At 57.4% G+C, this 20,426-nt stretch carries 19 protein-coding genes; 11 read left to right on the top strand and 8 right to left on the bottom strand.

Annotated elements, in window-relative coordinates; all coding sequences use genetic code 11:
• Position 1: 1 nt before the first annotated feature.
• From BLU85_RS15210 to BLU85_RS15195, 4 genes are read left to right on the top strand one after another with little or no spacing between them, the layout of a single operon-like run.
• Positions 2–1,756 carry a DDE-type integrase/transposase/recombinase gene (locus tag BLU85_RS15210; protein WP_092201103.1) on the top strand — a complete coding sequence of 585 codons (1,755 nt, stop codon included), beginning with the start codon at positions 2–4 and terminating at the stop codon, positions 1,754–1,756.
• Positions 1,756–2,937: an ExeA family protein gene (locus BLU85_RS15205; protein WP_092201042.1), complete on the top strand. Its 1,182-nt coding sequence runs from the start codon at positions 1,756–1,758 to the stop codon at positions 2,935–2,937. The genes BLU85_RS15210 and BLU85_RS15205 overlap by 1 nt, the downstream gene beginning before the upstream one ends.
• Before the next feature lies 1 nt (position 2,938).
• A complete protein-coding gene (locus BLU85_RS15200) occupies positions 2,939–3,259 on the top strand; it encodes a hypothetical protein (RefSeq protein ID WP_092201045.1) in 321 nt (106 codons plus the stop codon).
• 31 nt (positions 3,260–3,290) lie between these two features.
• Complete coding sequence (locus BLU85_RS15195) at positions 3,291–3,653, top strand: Mor transcription activator family protein (RefSeq protein WP_092201048.1); 363 nt, start codon at positions 3,291–3,293, stop codon at positions 3,651–3,653.
• Positions 3,654–3,911: 258 nt separating this feature from the next.
• On the opposite strand, the gene BLU85_RS15190 is transcribed toward BLU85_RS15195, so the two are convergent.
• Positions 3,912–4,703, bottom strand: a complete 792-nt coding sequence (locus BLU85_RS15190) for an SDR family NAD(P)-dependent oxidoreductase (RefSeq protein ID WP_092201051.1) — start codon at positions 4,701–4,703, stop codon at positions 3,912–3,914.
• A 267-nt stretch (positions 4,704–4,970) separates the two neighbouring features.
• On the opposite strand from BLU85_RS15190, the gene BLU85_RS15185 reads away from it, so the two are divergent.
• Positions 4,971–5,780, top strand: coding sequence for a sugar phosphate isomerase/epimerase family protein (locus BLU85_RS15185; protein ID WP_092201054.1), 810 nt, complete (start codon positions 4,971–4,973; stop codon positions 5,778–5,780).
• Positions 5,781–5,955: 175 nt separating this feature from the next.
• Here the strand turns inward: BLU85_RS15185 and BLU85_RS15180 are convergent, their stop codons facing one another.
• From BLU85_RS15180 to BLU85_RS15150, 7 genes are all read right to left on the bottom strand, one after another.
• The gene (locus BLU85_RS15180) at positions 5,956–6,732 is read right to left on the bottom strand and encodes an IclR family transcriptional regulator (protein ID WP_170847587.1); all 777 of its coding nucleotides are present in this window, start codon (positions 6,730–6,732) and stop codon (positions 5,956–5,958) included.
• Between the two features lie 74 nt (positions 6,733–6,806).
• Entirely contained in the window at positions 6,807–7,814 is a 1,008-nt protein-coding gene (locus BLU85_RS15175) for a Gfo/Idh/MocA family protein (protein WP_092201060.1), read from the bottom strand.
• A 310-nt stretch (positions 7,815–8,124) separates the two neighbouring features.
• Positions 8,125–8,949 (bottom strand): shikimate dehydrogenase family protein, encoded by an 825-nt coding sequence (locus tag BLU85_RS15170; RefSeq protein ID WP_092201063.1) that lies wholly within the window; start codon positions 8,947–8,949, stop codon positions 8,125–8,127.
• A gap of 149 nt (positions 8,950–9,098) precedes the next feature.
• The gene (locus BLU85_RS15165) at positions 9,099–10,541 is read right to left on the bottom strand and encodes an MFS transporter (protein ID WP_092201066.1); all 1,443 of its coding nucleotides are present in this window, start codon (positions 10,539–10,541) and stop codon (positions 9,099–9,101) included.
• A gap of 200 nt (positions 10,542–10,741) precedes the next feature.
• Positions 10,742–12,322 (bottom strand): aldehyde dehydrogenase (NADP(+)), encoded by a 1,581-nt coding sequence (locus BLU85_RS15160; protein ID WP_092201069.1) that lies wholly within the window; start codon positions 12,320–12,322, stop codon positions 10,742–10,744.
• A 60-nt stretch (positions 12,323–12,382) separates the two neighbouring features.
• The gene (locus BLU85_RS15155) at positions 12,383–13,930 is read right to left on the bottom strand and encodes a UxaA family hydrolase (protein ID WP_092201072.1); all 1,548 of its coding nucleotides are present in this window, start codon (positions 13,928–13,930) and stop codon (positions 12,383–12,385) included.
• Positions 13,931–14,054: 124 nt separating this feature from the next.
• A complete protein-coding gene (locus BLU85_RS15150; protein ID WP_092201075.1) occupies positions 14,055–15,041 on the bottom strand; it encodes a LysR family transcriptional regulator in 987 nt (328 codons plus the stop codon).
• A gap of 120 nt (positions 15,042–15,161) precedes the next feature.
• Here BLU85_RS15150 and BLU85_RS15145 point away from each other — a divergent pair, with 120 nt between their 5' ends.
• The 6 genes from BLU85_RS15145 to BLU85_RS15120 all read left to right on the top strand — a co-directional run.
• On the top strand, positions 15,162–16,340 hold the full coding sequence (locus BLU85_RS15145; protein ID WP_092201078.1) for a fumarylacetoacetate hydrolase family protein: 1,179 nt from the start codon (positions 15,162–15,164) through the stop codon (positions 16,338–16,340).
• A 288-nt stretch (positions 16,341–16,628) separates the two neighbouring features.
• Positions 16,629–17,435, top strand: coding sequence for an IclR family transcriptional regulator (locus BLU85_RS15140; RefSeq protein WP_092201081.1), 807 nt, complete (start codon positions 16,629–16,631; stop codon positions 17,433–17,435).
• Positions 17,432–18,232 carry a fumarylacetoacetate hydrolase family protein gene (locus BLU85_RS15135; RefSeq protein WP_092201084.1) on the top strand — a complete coding sequence of 267 codons (801 nt, stop codon included), beginning with the start codon at positions 17,432–17,434 and terminating at the stop codon, positions 18,230–18,232. Before BLU85_RS15140 ends, BLU85_RS15135 begins: the two co-directional genes overlap by 4 nt.
• Before the next feature lie 3 nt (positions 18,233–18,235).
• Positions 18,236–19,129, top strand: a complete 894-nt coding sequence (locus BLU85_RS15130; RefSeq protein WP_092201087.1) for a fumarylacetoacetate hydrolase family protein — start codon at positions 18,236–18,238, stop codon at positions 19,127–19,129.
• Between the two features lie 22 nt (positions 19,130–19,151).
• Positions 19,152–19,847 (top strand): DUF4286 family protein, encoded by a 696-nt coding sequence (locus BLU85_RS15125; RefSeq protein ID WP_092201090.1) that lies wholly within the window; start codon positions 19,152–19,154, stop codon positions 19,845–19,847.
• 274 nt (positions 19,848–20,121) lie between these two features.
• Positions 20,122–20,426: OprD family outer membrane porin (locus BLU85_RS15120; protein WP_256573225.1), on the top strand; the 305-nt coding region annotated here is incomplete at its 3' end.

Raw genomic sequence — 20,426 nt, 5'->3', positions numbered from 1 at the left:
GATGAATCCGGTACACATTGAGCAGTTGATGCAGGTCGCACAGCGCGCTGATGCGGCTGTGCATGGTGAGCGTACGGCTATTTACGAAGCTGGGGCGCTAGCGTTGGGGGTTTCGATTTCTACTCTGCAACGCCAGTTGAAGGCGGTGCGTTTGGCGAAGCCGCGAAAGCGGCGCAGCGATGCGGGTTGCAGTGCGTTGCCGCTTGAGGAAGCGCGGTTGATTTCGGCGGTGTTGTTGGAGTCCATCCGGGCGAACAATAAGCAATTGTCGACGATTGTGCGGGCCGTTGAGCGCTTGCGCAGCAATAACTTGGTGATGGCTGGCCGGGTGGACGAGGACACGGGGGAGTTTCGACCGTTGAGTCGCAGTGCGATTAGCCGGGCGTTGCGCGCTTACAAGTTGCATCCCGAGCAGTTGCTGCAGGACGCTCCGGCGGTGTCGTTGGCGAGTCAGCATCCCAATCATGTTTGGCAGATTGATGCTTCGATCTCGACGCAGTTTTATCTGGCCGATGACGGCGCTCGGGTGATGAGTAAGGCCGAGTTCTATGACGGTAAGCCCGCGAATCTGAAGAAGATCGAACGCCAGCGACTGTGGCGGTATGTGATCACGGACCATACGAGCGGCACGCTGTATGTCGAGTATGTGCTGGGGGCGGAATCAGCGGAGAACCTGTGCGCGGTGCTGATTAACGCAATGCAGAAACGCAGTGATTCAGACCCATTTCATGGGGTGCCCTGGGTGTTGATGACGGACCCAGGGGCGGCGATGACCAGTGGTATTTTTCGCAATCTTTGCCGTGTGTTGTCGATCGATTTGGTTATCAATCGGGTCGGTAATGCGCGGGCCAAGGGTCAGGTTGAACAGGCACACAACATTGTTGAGCGTGAGTTTGAAAGTGCTTTGAAGTTTCAGGCCGCCAGCAGTCTGGAGCAGATCAATACCTGGGCCGGCCAGTGGATGCGGTACTTCAATGCGACGTCGATTCATACCCGCACGCGGCGCACTCGGTATGGCGTATGGCAGTTGATTACGCAGGAGCAGTTGCGGCTGGCGCCCAGCGTTGAGGTGTGTCGTGAGTTGGCGGTGAGCACGCCGGAAAACCGCAAGGTGAGCAATTTGCTGCGGGTTTCGTTCCGGGGCTCGCAGTTTGATGTGAGTTCGGTGCCGGGGGTGATGGTGGGCGAACAGCTGCTGATCACTCGCAATTGTTGGCGGGATAAGGACTCGGCAATTGCGGTACTGGTGGGCGATGACGGGCGTGAGCGGTATCACGTGATTGAGCGCATTGGGGTGAATGCGTTTGGTTTTAGCGAGACCGCGGCGACTATCGGCGAAGCGTACAAGCGTCATGCCGAAACGCCGGCTCAGGTGTCGCGCAAGGTGTTGGAGCAAATTGCGACCGGCACGAGTAATCAGGCCGATACACAGGCCGTGCGTAAGACGAAGGCCGTGCCGTTTGGTGGGCTGATTGATCCGCATAAACATGTGAATGACACGGTGCTGCCGGCTTATCTGCCACGGCGCGGTACGAGTCTGAACGTCAATGTTCCCTCTGTTGAGATTGCCCCGCTGAGTCATGTTGAGGCGGCGAAACTTCTGCGTCCTCGGTTGGGCAATCTTTGGTCGGCTGAGACGTTTGGGTGGTTGCTGAGGCGTTTTCCAGAAGGTGTTCCTCAAGAGCAGATTGAGGCGGTTGAGGCTGAGTTGAAACGGCCTGTTGAAGTCATGCGCCACACCGTTGGAGGTGAGTGATGTTGAAGCTGAAAAGGATTTTGCAGGAGATGGGGCGACCTCAGGCGGCGTTGGCTCAGTCGCTGAGTTTGAGTAGCGCCACGGTTGCGCAGTTGCTGAACCACGGCCTTTGGCCGCGCAGTCTGGATGGTGAGGTTTTGCGGGGGCGCATTCGGGGATTCTTGACGGAGTCCGGTGCCAATGACGCCGCTATTGCTAATGCTTTTGATGAAGTGGACCCGCCGTGCGCCAACACGGCAGGTCCGGCCCTTGTGAAAGAGCCGTCCGGGGAGGACGAATTGATGTTACTGCCTAAACAAACGCTACAGCTAGCTACTCGTAAGGCGTTTGGCCTGTTTCGAGATCCGTTTGATGAGCTGCAGTGTGCTCAGGATATGTGGGTGAGCCCGGATATTCGTTATGTGCGCGAGGCGATGTATCAAACGGCGCGGCATGGTGGGTTTCTGGCGGTTGAGGGGGAATCGGGGGCCGGCAAAAGTACGCTCCGCCGAGACCTAGTGAACCGCATTGCCGAGAACAATGATCCGGTGATGGTCATTGAGCCGTATGTGTTGGCGTCCGAGGATAACGATGTTAGGGGCAAGTCGCTGAAGAGCACCCACATTGCCGAGTCGATGATGGCGGCTGTCGCGCCCTTATCTAAGCCCAAGAGCAGTCCCGAGGCGCGCTTCGCTCAGTTGCATAAAGCGTTGAAGGAGTCGCATGCAGCAGGGTATCGCCATTGTCTGGTGATTGAGGAAGCGCACAGTTTGCCGGTGCCGACGCTGAAACACCTTAAGCGCATTTTGGAGTTGGAGGTCGGGTTCACTAAGTTGGTGAGCGTGATCATGATTGGTCAGCCAGAGCTGGGGGTGAAGTTGAGTGAGCGTAACGCGGATGTGCGTGAGGTGGTGCAGCGTTGTGAACGGGTCACGTTGACGCCGGTTGAGCATTCGCGTCTGGAGGAGTTTTTGACGTTTCGATTTGATCGAGTGGGCAAGGTGCTTGGGGACGTCATCGATCAGGGTGCCATTGAGGCGATTGCGGCACGGCTGTCTCAGCCGACTCGCCATGGTGGGCGGGATGGGACCGTTTCTCTGCTTTATCCGTTGGCGATTGGCAATCTGATGGTTGCGGCGATGAATCTAGCTGTTCAACTGGGTGTGCCGAAGGTGACTGCCGATGTCGTTAAGGGGGTTTGAGATGGATTCTCTGAATTTGGCAGCGATAGCGGCACCGGTTCAACCGTTGAGCATTTTGACTGAGGCGTTTCCGGCGCAGTTATCCGCGTTCAATGAGTTAACGCGTGACATTCGTGATGCTGGGGTTTCGATCATGCTTCTGGTGCTTTTGGACAATAAGATTTTTATTGAACTGAGCAGCCTTGAGCGGTTTATGTGCCGCTTTGGTTCTCAACTGCGAGGGATTCGCTATTCGCCTGCGGGGCCATTGACCTGTAACACCGTGACCGTTCGAGGTGTTGATGTGGCTTGGTTTACGCCAGTGAAGGAGCAGGATCAATGAGCCTGGCCCTTGATGCTGCGGTGAAGGCTGTATGAATGACTTCCGAAGCAAGGGGCCGGAACTGCTGGTTGATCTGACTGAACACGTTGCGGGCGCGCTACGTGAGTTGGTTTCGATGGATGATGAGGCTGCCCGCCATGTGGCCAAGGAGGTCACCGATCGCATGGCGGCGCATTGGGGTGGGCAGAACGTCTATTTCCCAATGGGGCTGGCGGGCAAGCTGAGCCGGCGGGATCGGCAGATCTACGAGGAATTCAACGGCACCAATCAAAGCGACCTGGCACGCAAGTGGGGGGTATCGCTTCAGTGGATCTATAAGATCGTTAAGGCGGTTCGAAAGGACGAGATAGCGCGTCGCCAGGCCGATATGTTTGCCCCGCCAGTCGATGACTGAGCGGGGCGTTTTTTGTTGCACTGGTTGCAACGGTATTGCATAGGCTGTCCCAATTTGTGCCAGCCTATCCCGGAATAGACCGGATTTATCTCGCTTATGCGGTAGGATTTATCTCAACCCTGAACAACCAGAGCGGTTCTGTTGGTCGAAGCCGTACGTAACACTTAAGCCCGTACGGCCTCGCTTGCACTCAACTCGCGTCGTTTGGTTGACACACCAACCGACCTGGGTGCTGAACTCACTCCAAAGCAATTGTGCTTATGATTTTGAGCTCGGACGCCCTGGGATATGGCTCAGTATCGATTTGGAGAAGCCACCATCCACACATATATCCTGTCCCGTGATATATGCCGATAAGGGGCTGATGAGAAATTCGATCACGTTCGCGATATCCATGGGCTCACCGATCCTGGCCAGCGGAATGATTGCTTCCCGTGCTTTCTTTATCTGGGGGTCGGCATACATTTTTTCCGACATCGGCGTATGGGTCATTCCAGGGGACACTACGTTGACACGGATCCCGTCAGGAGCCCACTCCAGCGCGAGTGTCTGGGCCAGCATTGTCAAGGCTGCCTTGGTGGGGCTGTACGCGCCTGAGCCGGCATGCGGAATCTGGCCAGACATCGACGAGGTAAAGCACGCCGAGCCTCGGCTCTCGCGCAAATGCGGGTAGCTGGCTTTGGCAAGCAGCCATGCGCCGCGAAGATTGACGGAAAACATGTCGTCCCAGTCCGCAATGGACAAATCACAGATTGCGCCAGGGCTGGCAATGCCGGCATTCGCAACCAACGCGTCGAGCCCGCCGAACTCCGCCACTGCTGCTGCCACAAGTTGGCTTGGGACCTCAGGGTCGGCGAGATCCCCTAACAATGCGATGGCGATGCCGCCCATGGCCTCGATGGATCGAACGACTTCTTCCTGAGCGGCAGTGGGTGTGTGCCCGCATACCGCAATTTTCGGCTGCGAGCCTCGGGCGAGGGCCGCTTCCGCGATCCTCAGGCATGCAGACGCACCGATACCGCTACTACCGCCACTGACCAAAGCTCTCATCGGGCACTCCTTCTTATAGTTAGACATTGAGGTAAAAGAGGCTTGTAAAGTACGAAAATAGATTTCGCTTTGCAATCAAATTGACAATGGAATTTGATTCCGATATCGTTTTTTCGCAGTCAAATACCCTTGCCGCTAAGTGGCTGTCGCTATCCAGATTCATCCATCGTCGCGTTTTCCAGCTAGCGATAGTGGTCAGGTACAAAATCCATAATACGAATGGCCCGCTTCACTCCAGCGAATACTCAACTGAAAGGATGTTTCGATATGATCATCAGCACGTTTTCCTATCTGTGGTCATCCACGGCAATTGATGCGATTGCGCAGTTGGCCGAGCACGGGCATCGCGTGTTCGAGGTGCCCGTCAGCTCGCCACATTGCTGGCCAGTAGAGCTCTCGACCGCAGACCGTTCCGCCGCAAGGGCGCGTCTTCATGGATACGGTGCGAAGATCAGGTCCCTCAACGCTGGTGGCTATGACCTCAATCTGGCCAGTCCCGCCGCGAATATGCGTCAGAAGAGCATCGAGCACATCAAGTCGGTCATTGACTTGGCTGCCGCTTGGGATACCCAGGAGGTGGTGATATCCCCCGGCACCAGGCGCCCAATGATTTCCCCGCCGCTCGAGAAGACCTATGAGTGGATGTACGAAAGCCTGGCAGCCCTGATTCCGCTGGCGAAACAGGCCGGCGTGCGCTTACTGCTGGAAAACACCCCGTATTGCTTTACCCCCACCATGCCGGAACTGGCAAAGGTTGTAGGCACCCTCAACGACGATGTGGTCCGGGTCGTCTACGACATCGCCAATGCCGCTTACATCGGTGAAGATCCGGTGGCGAGTCTGCTGGCCTATCACGCCAGCATCGACTTTGTGCATGTGTCCGATACGGGTACGGACGTGTGGGGGCATGATCCAGTCGGCACCGGTGTAGTGGACTTTATCGGGTTGGGCGAGGCCGTTCACGCGACCTGCGGCATTGAAAACTGCGTACTGGAAATCATCCGTGAAGAAAATGCTTTGTATGAGCTGAACAAGGGTGTGCAGGATCTGCGTGCCAAGGGCTGGAAAATTCCGTAATCGTCCACCGGTCGCTTGTCGTTATCGTCTGCGACCGGGTAGTTCAAGTCGCCTTGAGGCCCGCAACGGGCCCAGGTGACAGCGTTTTCATCAGCAATCCATGTGCGCGATCATGGGGGCGCGCGCGGGCTTCGGCGTGCTGGAGCCAGTCATGATCGCGACGGTGTGCGTGGTACTACCGCAGTGGTAGCGAATCCTCGCCACTGACCGAAGACCAGAGCGACCAGCATTCGCCTACCCTGATTGCCGAGCGCTTCAAGTGCTCGATATGAGCGCTCAGGGTTTCCTCCCGCATGCGTGCGATGGGACCGGCGACGCTCAGGGTGGCCACCGGGCCGGAGTTGTCTGGCCGCGAAGTATCGAATACAGCGACCGCCACGACACACACACCCACTTCACCTTCTTCTCGAACCACCGCGTGTCCGTCTTTGCGAATCTGAGCGATGTCATCAAAGATGTCGCGAATCGAAACGCGCGCATTGGGCCCCGCGTAGTCTCGGCTGTTTTCGATGTCCCAGGCGGCGAGAATTCGCATGGCGCGCTCATCGCGCATAGTGGAAAGCCAGACTTTGCCCGCCGCGGTTGTGTGGGGAATGATTTTCTCATCCAGGGCTCGGCGGTACTGAAGCCCCCTGGTGTTTTGCGTGGCTTGCAGCACCCAGCTCAGGTGATCTTCTGCAACTGCCGCCAACCGGACGTGCTCGCCGGTTTCGCTGGCCAGTTCGTTGAGCAAGGGTTGCATGATCCTGGCGAAGCCCGTTTCAGAGATGAAGTTCACGCCCATGCTGGGGATTTTCAGCGTCAGGCGGTAATGATCCTGTTCGTCCTGGTAAACGTAGCCTCTTTCTCGTAGCGCGCTCAATATGCGGTGGGCCGTGGCCATGGCAACTTGGGTTCGCTCGCCGATTTCAGACAGGGCGAGACCGTCGGGGTGCGACAGCAGCAGTTCCAAGGTGTTGAAGTAGCGGCCAATGTGTGACAATTTTTAATTCCTCTTTTTGCCAGCAATGGCCAGCCAACGTCGTGTCAGGGGTACTGGAGTGTGATGGGAATGCCGCCGAGGCGGTCTGACTCATAGGCCGCTTCGATGATGCCCATGACGTGATGCATGGTTGCAAGCCCGGCACCGGTATACGCTGTCTCACGGCCTGGGGTGAGGACATCGGTTACGAAGTTGTCGTAATACACGTCAGAGTTCAGGCTCAAGGCCAGGTCACTTGCCTCTCCAGCCGCGTCGATCAGCCGCAAGCCGTCCGGGGTCGAACGCACGTAGAACTGATCGGTTGACAATGAAAACGAGTACTCCCGTTGCTCGGGCGTGTTAGCCGGGTAATTGTAGCCAGTTTCGATGGTGCAGATGCAGCCGCTCTCGGTCACCAGGGTCATCATTGAAGCGATCTCTACGGCTGCCAGTTGCGGGTCGCGATGCATGACAGCGGACACGCTGCATATGCGCTCTCCAGACATTTGCTGCGCCAGATCGACGAAATGAGGAGCAAGGTTGATCGTGCATCCGCCGCCCGAGCGTTTCGGGTCAAGCATCCAGGCGCAACTGTTCGTCAAGTAGCGTCCGGGCGGGCCGGCGTTGAATCGAAACGACTGGCTTCTCCATTTGGCACCACTCTGCAATGCCGCATGCTTGACGCGGTTCAGTAATTCACTGTGCCTCCAGACCAACGGCACCGCCGCGAACACGCCGGCGGTTTCGGCGCGTTGGTGCAGGTCCAGTACTTCATCCTGGGTAAGCCCGCAGGGCTTTTCCATCGCGAACGGAATGTTGCGCTCGACCAATGCCTTGCCCATGGCATACAACTCGTCATGCGGACCAAAAGCGAAGGCGAAATCAGCCTCTTCGTTATCGAGCAGGGTTTGCCAATGATCGTAGCGTCGCGCTCCGAAGCGCTGGGCGAGGGCAGGACCACGGGACCCGGTGGCGTCGGATACCGCCGTGACGGTCACATCAGGCAGGCGCTCAAGAGCATCAAGGTAGAGCGGAGTGTGCCAGTGGCTTACTTCCAGAAGAACGACTTTCAAACATTCATTCCTTATAAACAAGTCATGTTTGACGAACTTGTCAGTGCCCTCGGGTGCGGATCAAGCCCGAACATAATAGCGCGCAAGCCACGTTTCCGAGGCTCCACCGTAGGCTAGCACGACATTATTATGAACGGAAGTTAGTTTCGTTTTGCTGAAAATCGGCGTGTGGTGTCCGAGCTGAGGAGCAATTTCAACATGCGCACGAAGATGTGCACATGCCGGGGCAGTGCACATCGTTAACCGTTTCGGTTCGGGGGGGGGGTTATGAAGAGGTGGCGCAGGGTAATAGGGCGTTTGTACGGGCCCTTTATAATTCGGCCGTGTAGCGACGCTCGATATCTTCGAAACCTAGAAAACTCAATGCCAGCAGGGCTTGACCTACGTGCATAGGCTGGCCATCGAGGGTTTGGCAGCCGCGCGATTGCGCCTCAAGCAGCAAGGCTGTCGGCTCGGACCTTGTGATGATATCGACCACCACCGTCGCTGGGTCCAGCCGCGTTGCGTCTATAGGCATTGGATCATCAGGGTTCATGCCGAGTGGGGTAGCATTGATCACGATGTCATGACCTGCTGGGTCAGCTGGGCCTGTATACACAGCACACGGACCCTCTTTGGCAACTCGGTGTACAAGGTCCGAGGCGCGGTGCGGATCCAGGTCTGAAATGACCAATGATCGTGCGCCAGCAGCGGCAACGGCGAACGCGATTGCCCGTCCCGAGCCGCCAGCTCCTATAAGCAGAACAGATTTCCCCACCAGGGAAACTCCGTGGCGCTGCATGCCAGCTACGCAGCCCAGTCCGTCGAATACGGCGCCCACCCAGCGCCCGTCATTGTCACAACGAACGACGTTGATTGCGCCGATCTGGCGCGCAGTAGGGTGGAGCTCATCCACGATGTCCAGCATGCTCTGCTTGTGCGGCATGGTGACCAGAAGTCCAGCGAGGTTGCGCACGGCTCGCACGCCTTTGACAAACTCAGCCAGGTCCCCCGTACCTATCTCCAATGGAATGCAGACGGCGTCAGCCTGGGCTTCGGCGAACAGCTTGTTCAACAGCATTGGAGACTTGGCGCTCTTGAGTGGATCGCCTATCAATCCATATATACGCGTAGTGCCTGTGATGCGTGGATGCATGTCAACCTACTTGTCGTTGGCTATTGCACGCCAGTTGCCGGTATGCAGATATCGAAATCCACCCCTGACAGGGCGCGCGTATTCACTGCCGTGCTGCTCGAAGCGCAGTGCAAAAACCGAGCAGCATGGCGGTGGTGAAGGGGCGGCCGTCAGGAGCGCATCACTGGCGCTGCTTTTTTAAACGCTTGATTGGAGGCAGTGGCGTTCAACTTGGGATCGGATTTTTCCCGCACCTGTTCGTATTCCTCCTCTGACATAGGGACAGCATCAGGGTCACCGAGGTCCTTCAGGCGAATCCGGAAGGTTTCCCGGGTAGTAATAGCGGCGATAGCGGAGATTACACAGATGCCAAAAGTCAGTGCCCCAATTTTCAGAGGGATATTGTCGCTACCGGGAGGCGCAACGGATACGAAAAGGGCCGGTAGAAACGCGGTGCAGGCCACGCCTATGTTTTGCCCAATGGCCATGCCGGTAACTCGTACCCGTGTACGGAACAGTTCCGGGAACAGACTCGGGAACACACCATTAAAGCCTTGGTAAGCCACGCCCCACATCAGCAGCGATAGAACCAGCGAAAGCCACATATTGTGAATGCTGATTGCGTAGAGGTAGCCAAATGACAATATGCCGCCGCACAGAACGCCAACGATCACCGGAGGCTTGCGTCCAATTTTATCGGAGAGTTTACCAACGAAGGGGATAAGTATGACTGCGCATATATTGCCTAGCACCGGTATCCACATGAATAAGCCGGAAGGAAATCCAATGCCGTAGGCGGGTTGCACTGCATAGGTCGCACCGAATACAGAGGCGACGATCGCGAGGACCGCAGAGAGCGCCATGCAGATGACGCGTAGCAGATCGCCCCAACTCTGCGTGAGCACTTCGATCACAGGGAGCTTACGGGGCTCGGTCTGTGTCTGCGCCTCAGTGAAGACCGGAGCCTCATGGACCTGGCGGCGGATGATCCACCCTATGACGAGCACCACTGCACTGAGCAAGAATGGAATCCGCCAGCCCCACGAAGCAAACTGATCGGCTGGCATGAACTGGGCAAGAGGCAGGAAAACCGCAGCGGCTAGCAGTTGCCCGGCTTGGACGCCTTGAAGGGTAAAACTTGCGAAGTAACCGCGACGCCCATCAGGCGCATGTTCCAGGGTCATGGAACTTGCACAAGACACTTCACCCGCGACCGCAAAACCTTGAATCAGGCGCAACAGTATCAATAGGGCAGGTGCCCAGATACCAATCTGTGCATAGGTAGGAAGCAGACCGATGCACATCGTCGACGCGCCCATCATGAACATGCAGTAGACGAGCACCGTCTTGCGTCCATGACGGTCGCCCATGTGCCCTAAGACCACAGCGCCCAGCGGCCGGGCGATATAACCAACGCCGAAGCTGGCCAGCGAAATGATAATCCCAACCGTTGGGTTGTCTGACGGAAAAAACAGCTGTGGGAAAAGTAGCGCTGCCGCAGTGGCATAGATAAAAAAGTCGTAGTACTCCAGCGCCGAGCCTATCCAGCCGCTCGCTGCGGCCTTTTTTGACTGACGCTTGGAGTGTGGATCGCCTTGAATGCTTTGGCTCATGACATGTCTCCGGATTCTCGATTGTTGTTATTGTAACGTCGTTCCATCAGTAATTCTGTTACCAGTTTCGCCGCCTTGTCAAGGGAGTCCTTTGCCCGATCAAGGCATGGCGCTGGTTATCCGCAGGGTGCGTCGCCACGCCGAACGAGCACGCCGAAGCCCGCTCATGCAATAGAGCGAATGGTTGTTAGGAGGATGAACTACAAGCGATCTCTCGAGAGACGACCGTCGACGAGCCTAGAAATGTTCAACGGATTCGCGTTCTTGAGTGCATCGGGAAGTAATGCGTCGGGGTAGTTCTGGAAGCAGACTGGCCTCAGGAAGCGGTCGATGGCCAAGGTGCCGACCGAAGTGCCGCGGCTATCGGAGGTGGCAGGATAAGGGCCGCCGTGCACCATTGAATCGCAGACCTCGACACCCGTTGGGTAACCATTGATGAGGATGCGACCAACCTTCATCTCCAACAAAGCAGCCAGCTCTGCGAATTGCGTAAGGTCTTCCGGCTCGCCAATCAAGGTTGCGGTCAATTGCCCGTGAAGGGCATTGATTGCCGCTTTGAGTTGGACCTGGTCAGCGACCTCGATGAAGATGGACGTGGGGCCGAAGATTTCTTCTTGAAGAACCTTGTCGCCGTTCAGCAGCAACGCAACGTCGGCCTTGAACAGCTGTGGCTGGGCCTGATGTCCCCGCTGGTCGCTGCCAGCCAGGTGCACGATGCCGGGATGCGCGTGCAGGTTCTGCAAGCCAGCCGCGTAGCTGCGCAGGGTGCCAGCATTGAGCATTGTCTGTGCCGGCTGGTCGTTGATCAACGCTGTCACTCGGTCCTGAAAAGCAGTGAACGCATCCGAGCGAATGCCCACTACCAGGCCGGGATTGGTGCAAAACTGCCCACAACCTTGAACCACCGAAGCGGCAAGATCGTGAGCGACACTGTCGGCTCGACGCGAGAGTGCCTCGGGCAGGATCACGACCGGGTTGATGCTCGACATCTCGGCGAAGACTGGAATGGGTTCGGGGCGAGCGGCGGCCATATCGCACAATGCTCGACCGCCTTTGAGCGAACCAGTAAAACCCACGCCCTTGATGAGCGGGTGTTTTACCAAGGCTTCGCCTACGCCACTGCCATAAATCATGTTGAAGACGCCGGCGGGCATGCCACTGCGCTCGGCCGCCCGGATAATTGCGTTGGCGACCTGTTCAGCAGTCGCCATGTGGCCGCTGTGGGCTTTGAATACTACCGGACAACCCGCCGCGAGCGCGGAGGCGGTATCGCCGCCGGCCGTGGAGAAAGCCAACGGAAAATTGCTTGCCCCAAACACAGCGACCGGACCGATTGCGGTGCGGTACTGGCGCAGGTCAACGCGTGGCAACGGCTTGCGAAGGGGTAACGCCTGGTCGATGCGAGCCCCATAGAAGTCACCACGCCGCAGTACGTTTGCAAACAAGCGCATTTGACCGCTGGTACGTGCGCGTTCGCCCTGGATGCGAGCGACAGGCAGTGCTGTTTCACGGCAAACCAGCGCAATGAACTCATCGTCCAAAGCCTCTAGCTCTTGCGCAATGGCATCGAGAAATTCAGCCCGTTTGTTCGCGCTCAGGGTGCGGTAACTGGAAAAAGCATTGTAGGCCGCATGAGCCGCGTCTTCGATTTCTTGCGCAGTCGCCTGGTGGAACGCATAGGGCAGGGGTTCCCCCGTGCTGGCATCCATGCTCTTGACGATGATGGTGCCGACTGCGCTGCGCTGACCGCCGATAAAATTCTGGCCGGTGATGAAGGACATGGTTGTCTCCAGGTTGAATGTGCATGTGATAGAAGGGCAAGGCGTTCCCAGGATTGAAAATCAGGTGACGGCGCCGATCTGCCAAGGCACGAACTCGTTTTGTCCGTATCCGTGTTGTTCGCTCATGCTGCGTTCGCCCGAGGCAATGCGCAGCATGGTTTCAAAGATCGCTGCGCCGCACGCCTCGATGGTCAACGTGTCTTCGGCTATTTCGCCGCAGTTGATGTCCATGTCTTCTCGTTGACGCGCCCATAAGGCGCTATTGGTCGCCAGCTTGATTGACGGGGCAGGGGCACAGCCATAGGCCGATCCGCGCCCGGTGGTAAACGCAATCAGGTTCGCGCCACCGGCGACCTGACCGGTTGCCGAGACCGGGTCATAGCCAGGGGTGTCCATGAAAACCAGCCCGTTGGCCGTGACGGTCTGGGCATATTCGTAGACGTCCATCAGATTGCTCGAACCTGCCTTTGCCACCGCGCCCAGTGATTTTTCCAGGATGGTGGTCAAGCCGCCGGCCTTGTTGCCGGCAGAAGGGTTGTTGTTCAACTCGGCTCCCATACGCTCGCAGTAGCGTTCCCACCAATGAATGCGAGCGATGAGTTTTTCGCCGACTTCACGGCTGACAGCCCGCCGCGTCAGCAAGTGTTCAGCACCGTATATTTCTGGGGTTTCGGAGAGAATCGCGGTACCGCCGCAGGCGACCAGGCGATCCACCGCGTTGCCCAGCGCCGGGTTGGCAGTAATGCCGGAGTAGCCATCCGAGCCACCGCACTGAAGCCCGACGGTCAGATGACGAGCGCTGACCGGTTCACGCTGAATTTTGTTGGCCTCGCCAAGCAATTGCTTCACGTGGTCAATGCCACGGGCGATGGCCTTGGATGTACCGCCACTGTCCTGGATGTTGAACGTGCGCAGGGTATTGCTGCGGGTGAGTCCTTGCGTTGTGAGTAATGAGTCGATTTGGTTCGTCTCGCAGCCCAACCCGATCACCAGCACGGCGGCAAAGTTGGCGTGGGTCGCATAGCCGGCCAATGTCCGGCGCAACATGCTTAAACCGTCGCCCGCAGGGTCGACGGCGCAGCCGGCGGAATGCGTCAGCGCCACGACACCGTCGACGTTTGGATACGCTTGCAGCGCAGCGGGATTGATGTCCCGACGAAAATGATCGGCGATGGCCCGGGCGACTGTGGCAGAGCAATTCACGGACGTAAGAATGCCGATGTAGTTACGCGTCGCGACGCGTCCGTCCGGGCGTACGATACCCATGAACGAGGGGGCTTCACTGGGCGTGACGTTGGGCTTCGCATCGACGCTGAAAGCATAGTCTCGAGCGAATTCCCCCATGGCCAGGTTGTGCACATGGATATGCTCGCCTGCTTCTATGTCGACAACAGCAAAACCAATGATTTGTCCATAGCGCCTCACCGGTTGACCGGCTTCGATACGTCGGGAAGCCACTTTATGGCCCGGCACGATCGCTTGCCGGATGGTCACGCCTTCCTGTTCAAGGATTTCGCCAGCGAGTAGCGGTCGGCGTGCGATCAGCACATCGTCCAGCGGGTTCAAGCGCAGCACAGCTGCTGCGCCGGTTTTCATGATCAGTTCCATCGCATCCTCACGGGCTGCTGGGGGGGTGGGCGGTCGCTAATAGCGCCGCACTTTTGTGCCGGCACTATAGGATTCATGGAAATGGCTGCCTAATGAGAGCTTTCGATTGCTCGATAACTTTGCCTCATCGACTTTTTCTGAAATGGCTGCGGTGCCTCTTCTCTGTAGCCGTTTGCCGCTGTTTGGCGAACGCCAGCAAGGTCGCAATAAACGTCCGTGCCGGCTCTGACAGCGGCTCATCCTTGCGAGTGATTACCCCGTAATCCTGGGATTCAACTTTGAAGGGCGTGTTGAGGATTTGAAGCTGCCCGTTTTGCAGCTGTGACTGGACCATGGACTCGGGGAGCATGGCGAGCATTGGCCCGGACTGAAGCAACTGCAGGAAGGTCTGCATCGAAATGGTCTCCACCGTGTTGGCCGGCGGGGCGATCTTGAACGTCCTGAAAGCGCGCTCCATGCGTTGTCGGATCGGCGTATTGAAGGGGTACATGACCCATGGCCATTCACTGAGTGCTTCAGTGGGGACTTCTTCAAGCCGGCACAGAGGGTGTGTGCTGTTCACGACAAGACAAAAGGGTTCGGGTCCCAGCGACGTAAATTCGAACGGCTGACAATCCTCATCCGTGAAGCGCGCGATGATCAAATCGAGTTTCTTTTGTTCGAGCATTTCCAGCAGATGGTTACTGGTTTGTTCGATCACCTCGATAGAAAGGAGGGGGCGCTCCCGTTTTATGCTGGCAATGGCTTCAGGCAGCACCACGGATGTCGCGGCGAAAATGGTGCCGACTTTTAAATGACCATGCCCGCCTTTACGCAGTTTGTTGACTTGGTCGACGAACGACTCCGTGTCTTCCAAGGTAATACGCGCAAAACGGGCTACGAACTCCCCTAGTTCGGTAAGAACCAGACTGCGCGTTTGACGCTCAAACAGCGGAAAACCCAGGAGAACTTCCAGATCGCGCAGCAATTTACTGATGGCTGGCTGCGTAACATTCATGTGTTCGGCGGTTGTGTGCATGTTGCGGGTCTTGGCCAAGCTATTGACCAGTACCAAATGTTTGATCTTCAGCCACCGGGAGACACTGGCAAAAGTAATTTGGTCATTTTCCATCTGTTAAGGCCTTGTCTGTCGATAACGAAACAGCATTGATGAGTGAGATTCTTTCATTGGGATTTACGGGGGTAGTCCATTAGTTTTGCGGCTCTGATGAACAACTGATCTGGAAGCACCATGGCGAATTTGAAACTGACGCGCGAAAACACCCTGCCAGTGGATGGCCTGGCCGGAACGCTGATTGCCCGTGCCTGGATCCCGGGAACGATTGCCGGTCCCTCGCCGGTGGTGTTGCGCGATGAAGGTGTGTTCGATCTTTCTGACACCTTTTCGACTATCAGCGAACTGCTGGAACACACCTCGCCGTTGTTGGTTGTTCGTCAGGCGCCAGGCAGGTACATCGGGACCGTCGAGCAATTGCTTGGGAACACTGGCAGCCATGCCGATCCCGGCAAGGCATCGCTGCTGCCTCCAGCAGATCTGCAAGTCATCAAGGCGGCCGGGGTGACGTTCGCGTCCAGCATGATCGAGCGGGTCATCGAGGAGCAGGCCCGAGGCGATGCCGCCAAAGCCGAAAGTGTCCGCCGCCTGGTGCAAGAAGCCATCGGCGATAACTTGCGGGCAATCAAACCGGGTTCGCCAGAAGCGATGCGTCTTAAAGCCGTGCTGATCAAGCAGGGCATGTGGTCGCAATACCTGGAGGTCGGTATCGGTCCGGATGCGGAGATTTTCACGAAGGCACCGGTTCTGGCCGCGGTGGGCAGTGGCAGCGAAATCGGCATTCACCGCAAGTCTGAATGGAACAATCCGGAACCGGAAATTGTGCTGGCGGTGAACAGTCGAGGCCAGGTGCATGGCGTCACCTTGGGCAATGACGTCAATTTGCGTGATTTCGAAGGCCGCAGCGCACTGCTGTTGAGCAAGGCCAAGGACAACAATGCGTCCTGTGCGCTCGGCCCGTTCATTCGTCTGTTCGATGAAGCGTTTACGCTCGATGACGTGCGCAACTGCGTCGTGGATCTGCAAGTCCGGGGCAACGACGGCTTTACGCTCGAAGGCAGCAGTTCCATGGCCCTGATCAGCCGTGACCCGTTGGATCTCGTGGCCCAGACGGTCGGCGGGGATCACCAATACCCGGATGGCTTCATGCTTTTTCTCGGGACATTGTTTGCGCCTACCCAGGATCGCGAGGAGCCGGGAAGCGGCTTTACTCATAAGCAGGGTGATGAGGTCAGCATCGGGAGTCCGTTGCTGGGCACGCTGCGCAACACCGTCACCTACAGCCATGAGGCTGCGCCCTGGACTTTCGGCTTGCGGGCAATGATGCACAATCTTGCGGCCCGCGGACTTCTGTAGGTAAGGCAGGGTGGTGAGAGGCATCGGGCGTTCTTCCGCAAAGAGTGAACATGCACAGGCGCTTGTCTATGGATAAAGAGCCGGACGCCGAAGCGTTCGGCTTTTATCTCTGTCAGGCGTCCCACGTCCCAGCGCCCCGGCTGCGTGGCCCGCGCTGTCTCGATAAGGCCAATCCGGTGCAAGCGGGTTTGACTTATCCGGAGACGCCTGCATACTATTGGAACACGGTTCCAGTACGAACAATGTTGCTCGAATCCACCTCATTGTCAAAGATAAGTCGAGAAAAATATGAGAGTCGTTAAAGGTGCTGTTGACCGTTGCCTGGAGGCGATTGAGCTGCTGGCCCGTGAGGCTCGCTGGATGCGGATGTCCGACATCGCAGCCGAGCTGGGCTTGGAGAAGGGGCCTGCCCATCGAGTGCTGGCTCAATTGGTCGAGCAAGGGTGGGCGGAGCAGGATGAAGCCACCTCGCAGTACCGCTTGACACTGAAGCTGGCACTGTTGGGGCAACGTTATTTACATGGCATTGGCTTGCCTGAATTGGTCCAGCCGATCATCGAGCAAGTGGCTGTTCAATGTCATGAGTTGGTGCGGCTGACAGTGGTCAACGAGGGCACCTTATCCTGGTTGTCTTCGGCCCAAGGCGCCGCGCCGGGGCTTATGTATTCGCCGGCCATGGATAAACCGATCAATCTCTATGCAACCGCCAATGGCAAGGCCTGGCTGGCAACAATGTCCGATGAGCTGGCCATCGAGCATGCGTTGCGTAGCGGGCTGGGGAAAGCTGACGTGGGAATGGGGCACGGGCCGAAGGCGATCAACAGCATCGAAGGCTTGTTGGCCGAGTTGGCAGTGACCCGAAAGCGCGGGTATGGCTTGGTCATTGAAGAAGCCGAGGCGGGTGTCTGGGCGATTGCCGTACCGGTCAAGCTGGTTCCATCCGGCACTGTGGTCGGCACGATGAGTATCGCCGGTCCGGTGTTGCGCATGCAGCCCGAACGTTATGACGAATTGCATGCCCTGCTGGAAGAGGCCGCCAACAAACTGGGTACGGTTTGGCCGCGCCAGAATAACGTGCATTCGGAGAGCGTATGAGCCAACTCGCACCTGCATGGGCCAAGGCGGGGGCAGGGCTGGAAGTCGCCGCTGCCGCTCTGGTCCGTGCACGGCTGGAGGGGGTGCGGCTGACATCCTTGCCTGGCCCGAACCTGCCAGGCAGCCTCGCAGAAGGTTTTGCCATCCAGCAACACGTGGGCCCATTGGCTGGAAAAACCGTGGGGGGCTGGAAGTGTGCGTTACCGCCGGCTGGCAAGTGGATCGTAGCCCCGATCTACAGCGACAGCATTATAGAAGGCGAACGTTACCGACTGGCCGCTGATGCCGATAAGGCGCGCATCGAGCCCGAACTGGCGTGCGTCCTGGCCCAGGACTTGCCGGCACGTGTCGAGCCTTATACCGCTGAACAGATCGCTGCTGCGATCAGCGATGTGCGCTTGGCACTGGAAGTGATCGACTGCCGTTATACCCATCCACAGACACTGCCGTTCGAGCAATTGCTCGCGGATGGTCTATTCAATCACGGCCTGGTACTTGGGGCGCCAATCACGCTGTCGAACCCAGCCAGCATGCCCTCAGAACTGGCTATCACCCTGAGCGATGCAACGTCGGAGCTCGTCAGTATCAAGGGCCGCCACCCGGACGGGGATCCGTTGTCGCCGATCGTCTGGCTGGCCAATTTTCTGTCTACACAAGGGATAGGGCTGCAAGCAGGGCAAGTGATTATCACCGGGTCCTATGCAGGTGTTCTCGATGTGCCCGTTAACCAGCCACTGCATGTGCAGTTCGGCGAAGCAGGCTCATTGTCTGTCCATTTCTCAACGCTGGAGGAGTAACAAATGCGCTTAGTTCGTTTTGGTTTACCGGGGCAGGAACAGCCGGGAATCCTGGATTCGCAAGGAATCGTTCGAGACCTCTCGGGCATTGTCGATGACATCGATGCGTCGGCCCTGAGCCCCTCAGTGCTTGAAAAGTTGCGCGCGGTCGACGTTGAAAAGCTGCCAGTGGTGGCGCCAGGCACACGCCTTGGTCCATGCGTAGGCAGCGTACCGAACCTGATTTGCATCGGTCTGAACTACTCCGATCACGCGGCTGAAACGAATACACCAATCCCGAGCCAGCCGGTGGTCTTCAACAAACACACCGCCTCCATCAGCGGCCCCAATGACCCAGTCATCCTGCCAACGGGCGCTCAGAAGCTGGATTGGGAAGTCGAATTGGCCATTGTCATCGGTACGCCTGCCTGGCAGATCGATGAGGCGCGGGCATTGGATCACGTTGCCGGTTATTGCCTGGCCAATGATGTTTCCGAGCGGGCTTATCAGCTTGAGTACGAAGGCCAGTGGACCAAGGGAAAAAGCGGCTTTTCTTTCGCGCCTCTGGGACCTTGGCTGGTCACCCGTGACGAAATTGCCGATCCGCAGGCACTTGACCTCTGGCTCGACGTAAACGGCAAACGCCTCCAGACCGGCAATACCCGTACGATGATCTTCAGCGTTGCTCATATTGTCGCGTACCTCAGTCGCTTCATGCCGCTAATGCCGGGGGACGTCATCATTACCGGTACGCCACCAGGTGTGGGGCTCGGGCAGAAGCCGCCGGTATTCCTCAAGGCGGGTGACACCATGCGTGTCGGTGGCCAAGGGCTGGGTGAACAATTCCAGACCGTGGTTCCTTACGTTGCTGAAATGGGGGCTGCATGGGTCGCCGGGCGCCATCCCAATGTTGACTGACTATCGCTAGAGGAAAAACGCTATGAGCTTTGCAGGAACAGGTGTAGTCGCGATCTGGCATGATCTTTTGCCCGAAGCGCGGGACGAGTTCTATGAGTGGCATAACCGTGAGCACATGCCTGAGCGGGCTGGAATTCCGGGCTTTTTGCGAGGACGCCGGTACATCGCCTTGGATGCCGGGCCGACCTATTTCAACCTCTATGAGGCTGACACTGTGCAGGTGTTGGGCGGGCAGGATTATTTATCGCGCCTCAACAGTCCGACGGCATGGACCCAGCAGTCGGTGAAATCTTATCGCAATGTCGCGCGATCTATTTGCGAAGTCACTTACACGAGCGGTGTGGGGCAGGGCGCGTATCTGTTAACGGTCCGTTTCGATGTTGTCGAAGGGCGGCATAAATCGGTGTCAGACTCATTGCGCCAACGCGTGCTGCCTCCCTTGGCGGATAAACAGGGTATTACGGGCGTGCATTTGTGTGTGGCCGATGAGGCCGTGAGCAAGGTTGAAACCGCAGAGAAAAAGGCCCGCGCCGAAGGCACCCAGATACCGGCCTGGATCGTCATGATCGAAGGTTGCGCGCCTGACTACGTTCGCCTCGCCGGCGAGTCTTTTGTGGCCGAACTGCAACGGCTGTTGGAGGGGCAATCGACAGGACCGGAAACTACGCTCTATCAATTGGAATACACACGTTGCAAAACGCCGGGAAGTGCGGGTTGATCGCCGAGCGTTCGAGTACGTTTTAACTTTCACTTGTTGTTCTCACGCAATTCCCCACGAGCGTGCCCATACAGGCATTGAATTTAGCTCGCGTCTGCGCACGCTCGGGTTTTGCTTAAGGCGATATTAAACAATTATCAAGTTGCTCAATAACGGACTGGATAAGGAGTTCCTTCGGTCGCTCGGAAGTTAGCTCTTCGGGCTACCTGTGCATGCGTTTTCACGAGCTAAAAATCGCAACAAAAACAATAATAACTCATTGTGAGGAAACATCATGCGCTACCCGGTTACTGTCCGCAGCGTGCCTGCACATCAATCGTTCATCAGCCTGACTCTTGCGTTCTGCGCGGGTTCGTCAGCTGTTGTTCAAGCCGATCAAAATAGCGGTTTCGTCGAGGGCGCTACGGCCACCCTCAATTTGCGCAACGCTTACATCAACCGCAACTTCACCAACCCGAACAACGCCCAGGGCAAGGCCGAGGAATGGACCCAGAACTTCATCCTCGACGCCAAGTCCGGCTTCACCCAGGGCGTGGTCGGTTTCGGCGTGGACGTGCTGGGCCTGTACTCGGTCAAGCT

Origin of the sequence: Pseudomonas sp. NFACC14 (genome assembly GCF_900106885.1) — a bacterium.
GTDB classification, from domain to species: domain Bacteria; phylum Pseudomonadota; class Gammaproteobacteria; order Pseudomonadales; family Pseudomonadaceae; genus Aquipseudomonas; species Aquipseudomonas fluorescens_AA.
Note: the sequence above shows the minus strand (reverse complement) of the source record. Positions and strands in the feature narration are given on the sequence as shown.

What these genes read in the sequence shown, in the direction of transcription:
- BLU85_RS15210 (WP_092201103.1), top strand. Translation starts at nt 2, where the DNA reads ATGAATCCGGTACACATTGAGCAGTTGATGCAGGTCGCACAGCGCGCT.
- BLU85_RS15205 (WP_092201042.1), top strand. Translation starts at nt 1,756, where the DNA reads ATGTTGAAGCTGAAAAGGATTTTGCAGGAGATGGGGCGACCTCAGGCG.
- BLU85_RS15200 (WP_092201045.1), top strand. Translation starts at nt 2,939, where the DNA reads ATGGATTCTCTGAATTTGGCAGCGATAGCGGCACCGGTTCAACCGTTG.
- BLU85_RS15195 (WP_092201048.1), top strand. Translation starts at nt 3,291, where the DNA reads ATGAATGACTTCCGAAGCAAGGGGCCGGAACTGCTGGTTGATCTGACT.
- BLU85_RS15190 (WP_092201051.1), bottom strand. Translation starts at nt 4,703, where the DNA reads ATGAGAGCTTTGGTCAGTGGCGGTAGTAGCGGTATCGGTGCGTCTGCA.
- BLU85_RS15185 (WP_092201054.1), top strand. Translation starts at nt 4,971, where the DNA reads ATGATCATCAGCACGTTTTCCTATCTGTGGTCATCCACGGCAATTGAT.
- BLU85_RS15170 (WP_092201063.1), bottom strand. Translation starts at nt 8,949, where the DNA reads ATGCATCCACGCATCACAGGCACTACGCGTATATATGGATTGATAGGC.
- BLU85_RS15165 (WP_092201066.1), bottom strand. Translation starts at nt 10,541, where the DNA reads ATGAGCCAAAGCATTCAAGGCGATCCACACTCCAAGCGTCAGTCAAAA.
- BLU85_RS15160 (WP_092201069.1), bottom strand. Translation starts at nt 12,322, where the DNA reads ATGTCCTTCATCACCGGCCAGAATTTTATCGGCGGTCAGCGCAGCGCA.
- BLU85_RS15155 (WP_092201072.1), bottom strand. Translation starts at nt 13,930, where the DNA reads ATGGAACTGATCATGAAAACCGGCGCAGCAGCTGTGCTGCGCTTGAAC.
- BLU85_RS15150 (WP_092201075.1), bottom strand. Translation starts at nt 15,041, where the DNA reads ATGGAAAATGACCAAATTACTTTTGCCAGTGTCTCCCGGTGGCTGAAG.
- BLU85_RS15145 (WP_092201078.1), top strand. Translation starts at nt 15,162, where the DNA reads ATGGCGAATTTGAAACTGACGCGCGAAAACACCCTGCCAGTGGATGGC.
- BLU85_RS15140 (WP_092201081.1), top strand. Translation starts at nt 16,629, where the DNA reads ATGAGAGTCGTTAAAGGTGCTGTTGACCGTTGCCTGGAGGCGATTGAG.
- BLU85_RS15135 (WP_092201084.1), top strand. Translation starts at nt 17,432, where the DNA reads ATGAGCCAACTCGCACCTGCATGGGCCAAGGCGGGGGCAGGGCTGGAA.
- BLU85_RS15130 (WP_092201087.1), top strand. Translation starts at nt 18,236, where the DNA reads ATGCGCTTAGTTCGTTTTGGTTTACCGGGGCAGGAACAGCCGGGAATC.
- BLU85_RS15125 (WP_092201090.1), top strand. Translation starts at nt 19,152, where the DNA reads ATGAGCTTTGCAGGAACAGGTGTAGTCGCGATCTGGCATGATCTTTTG.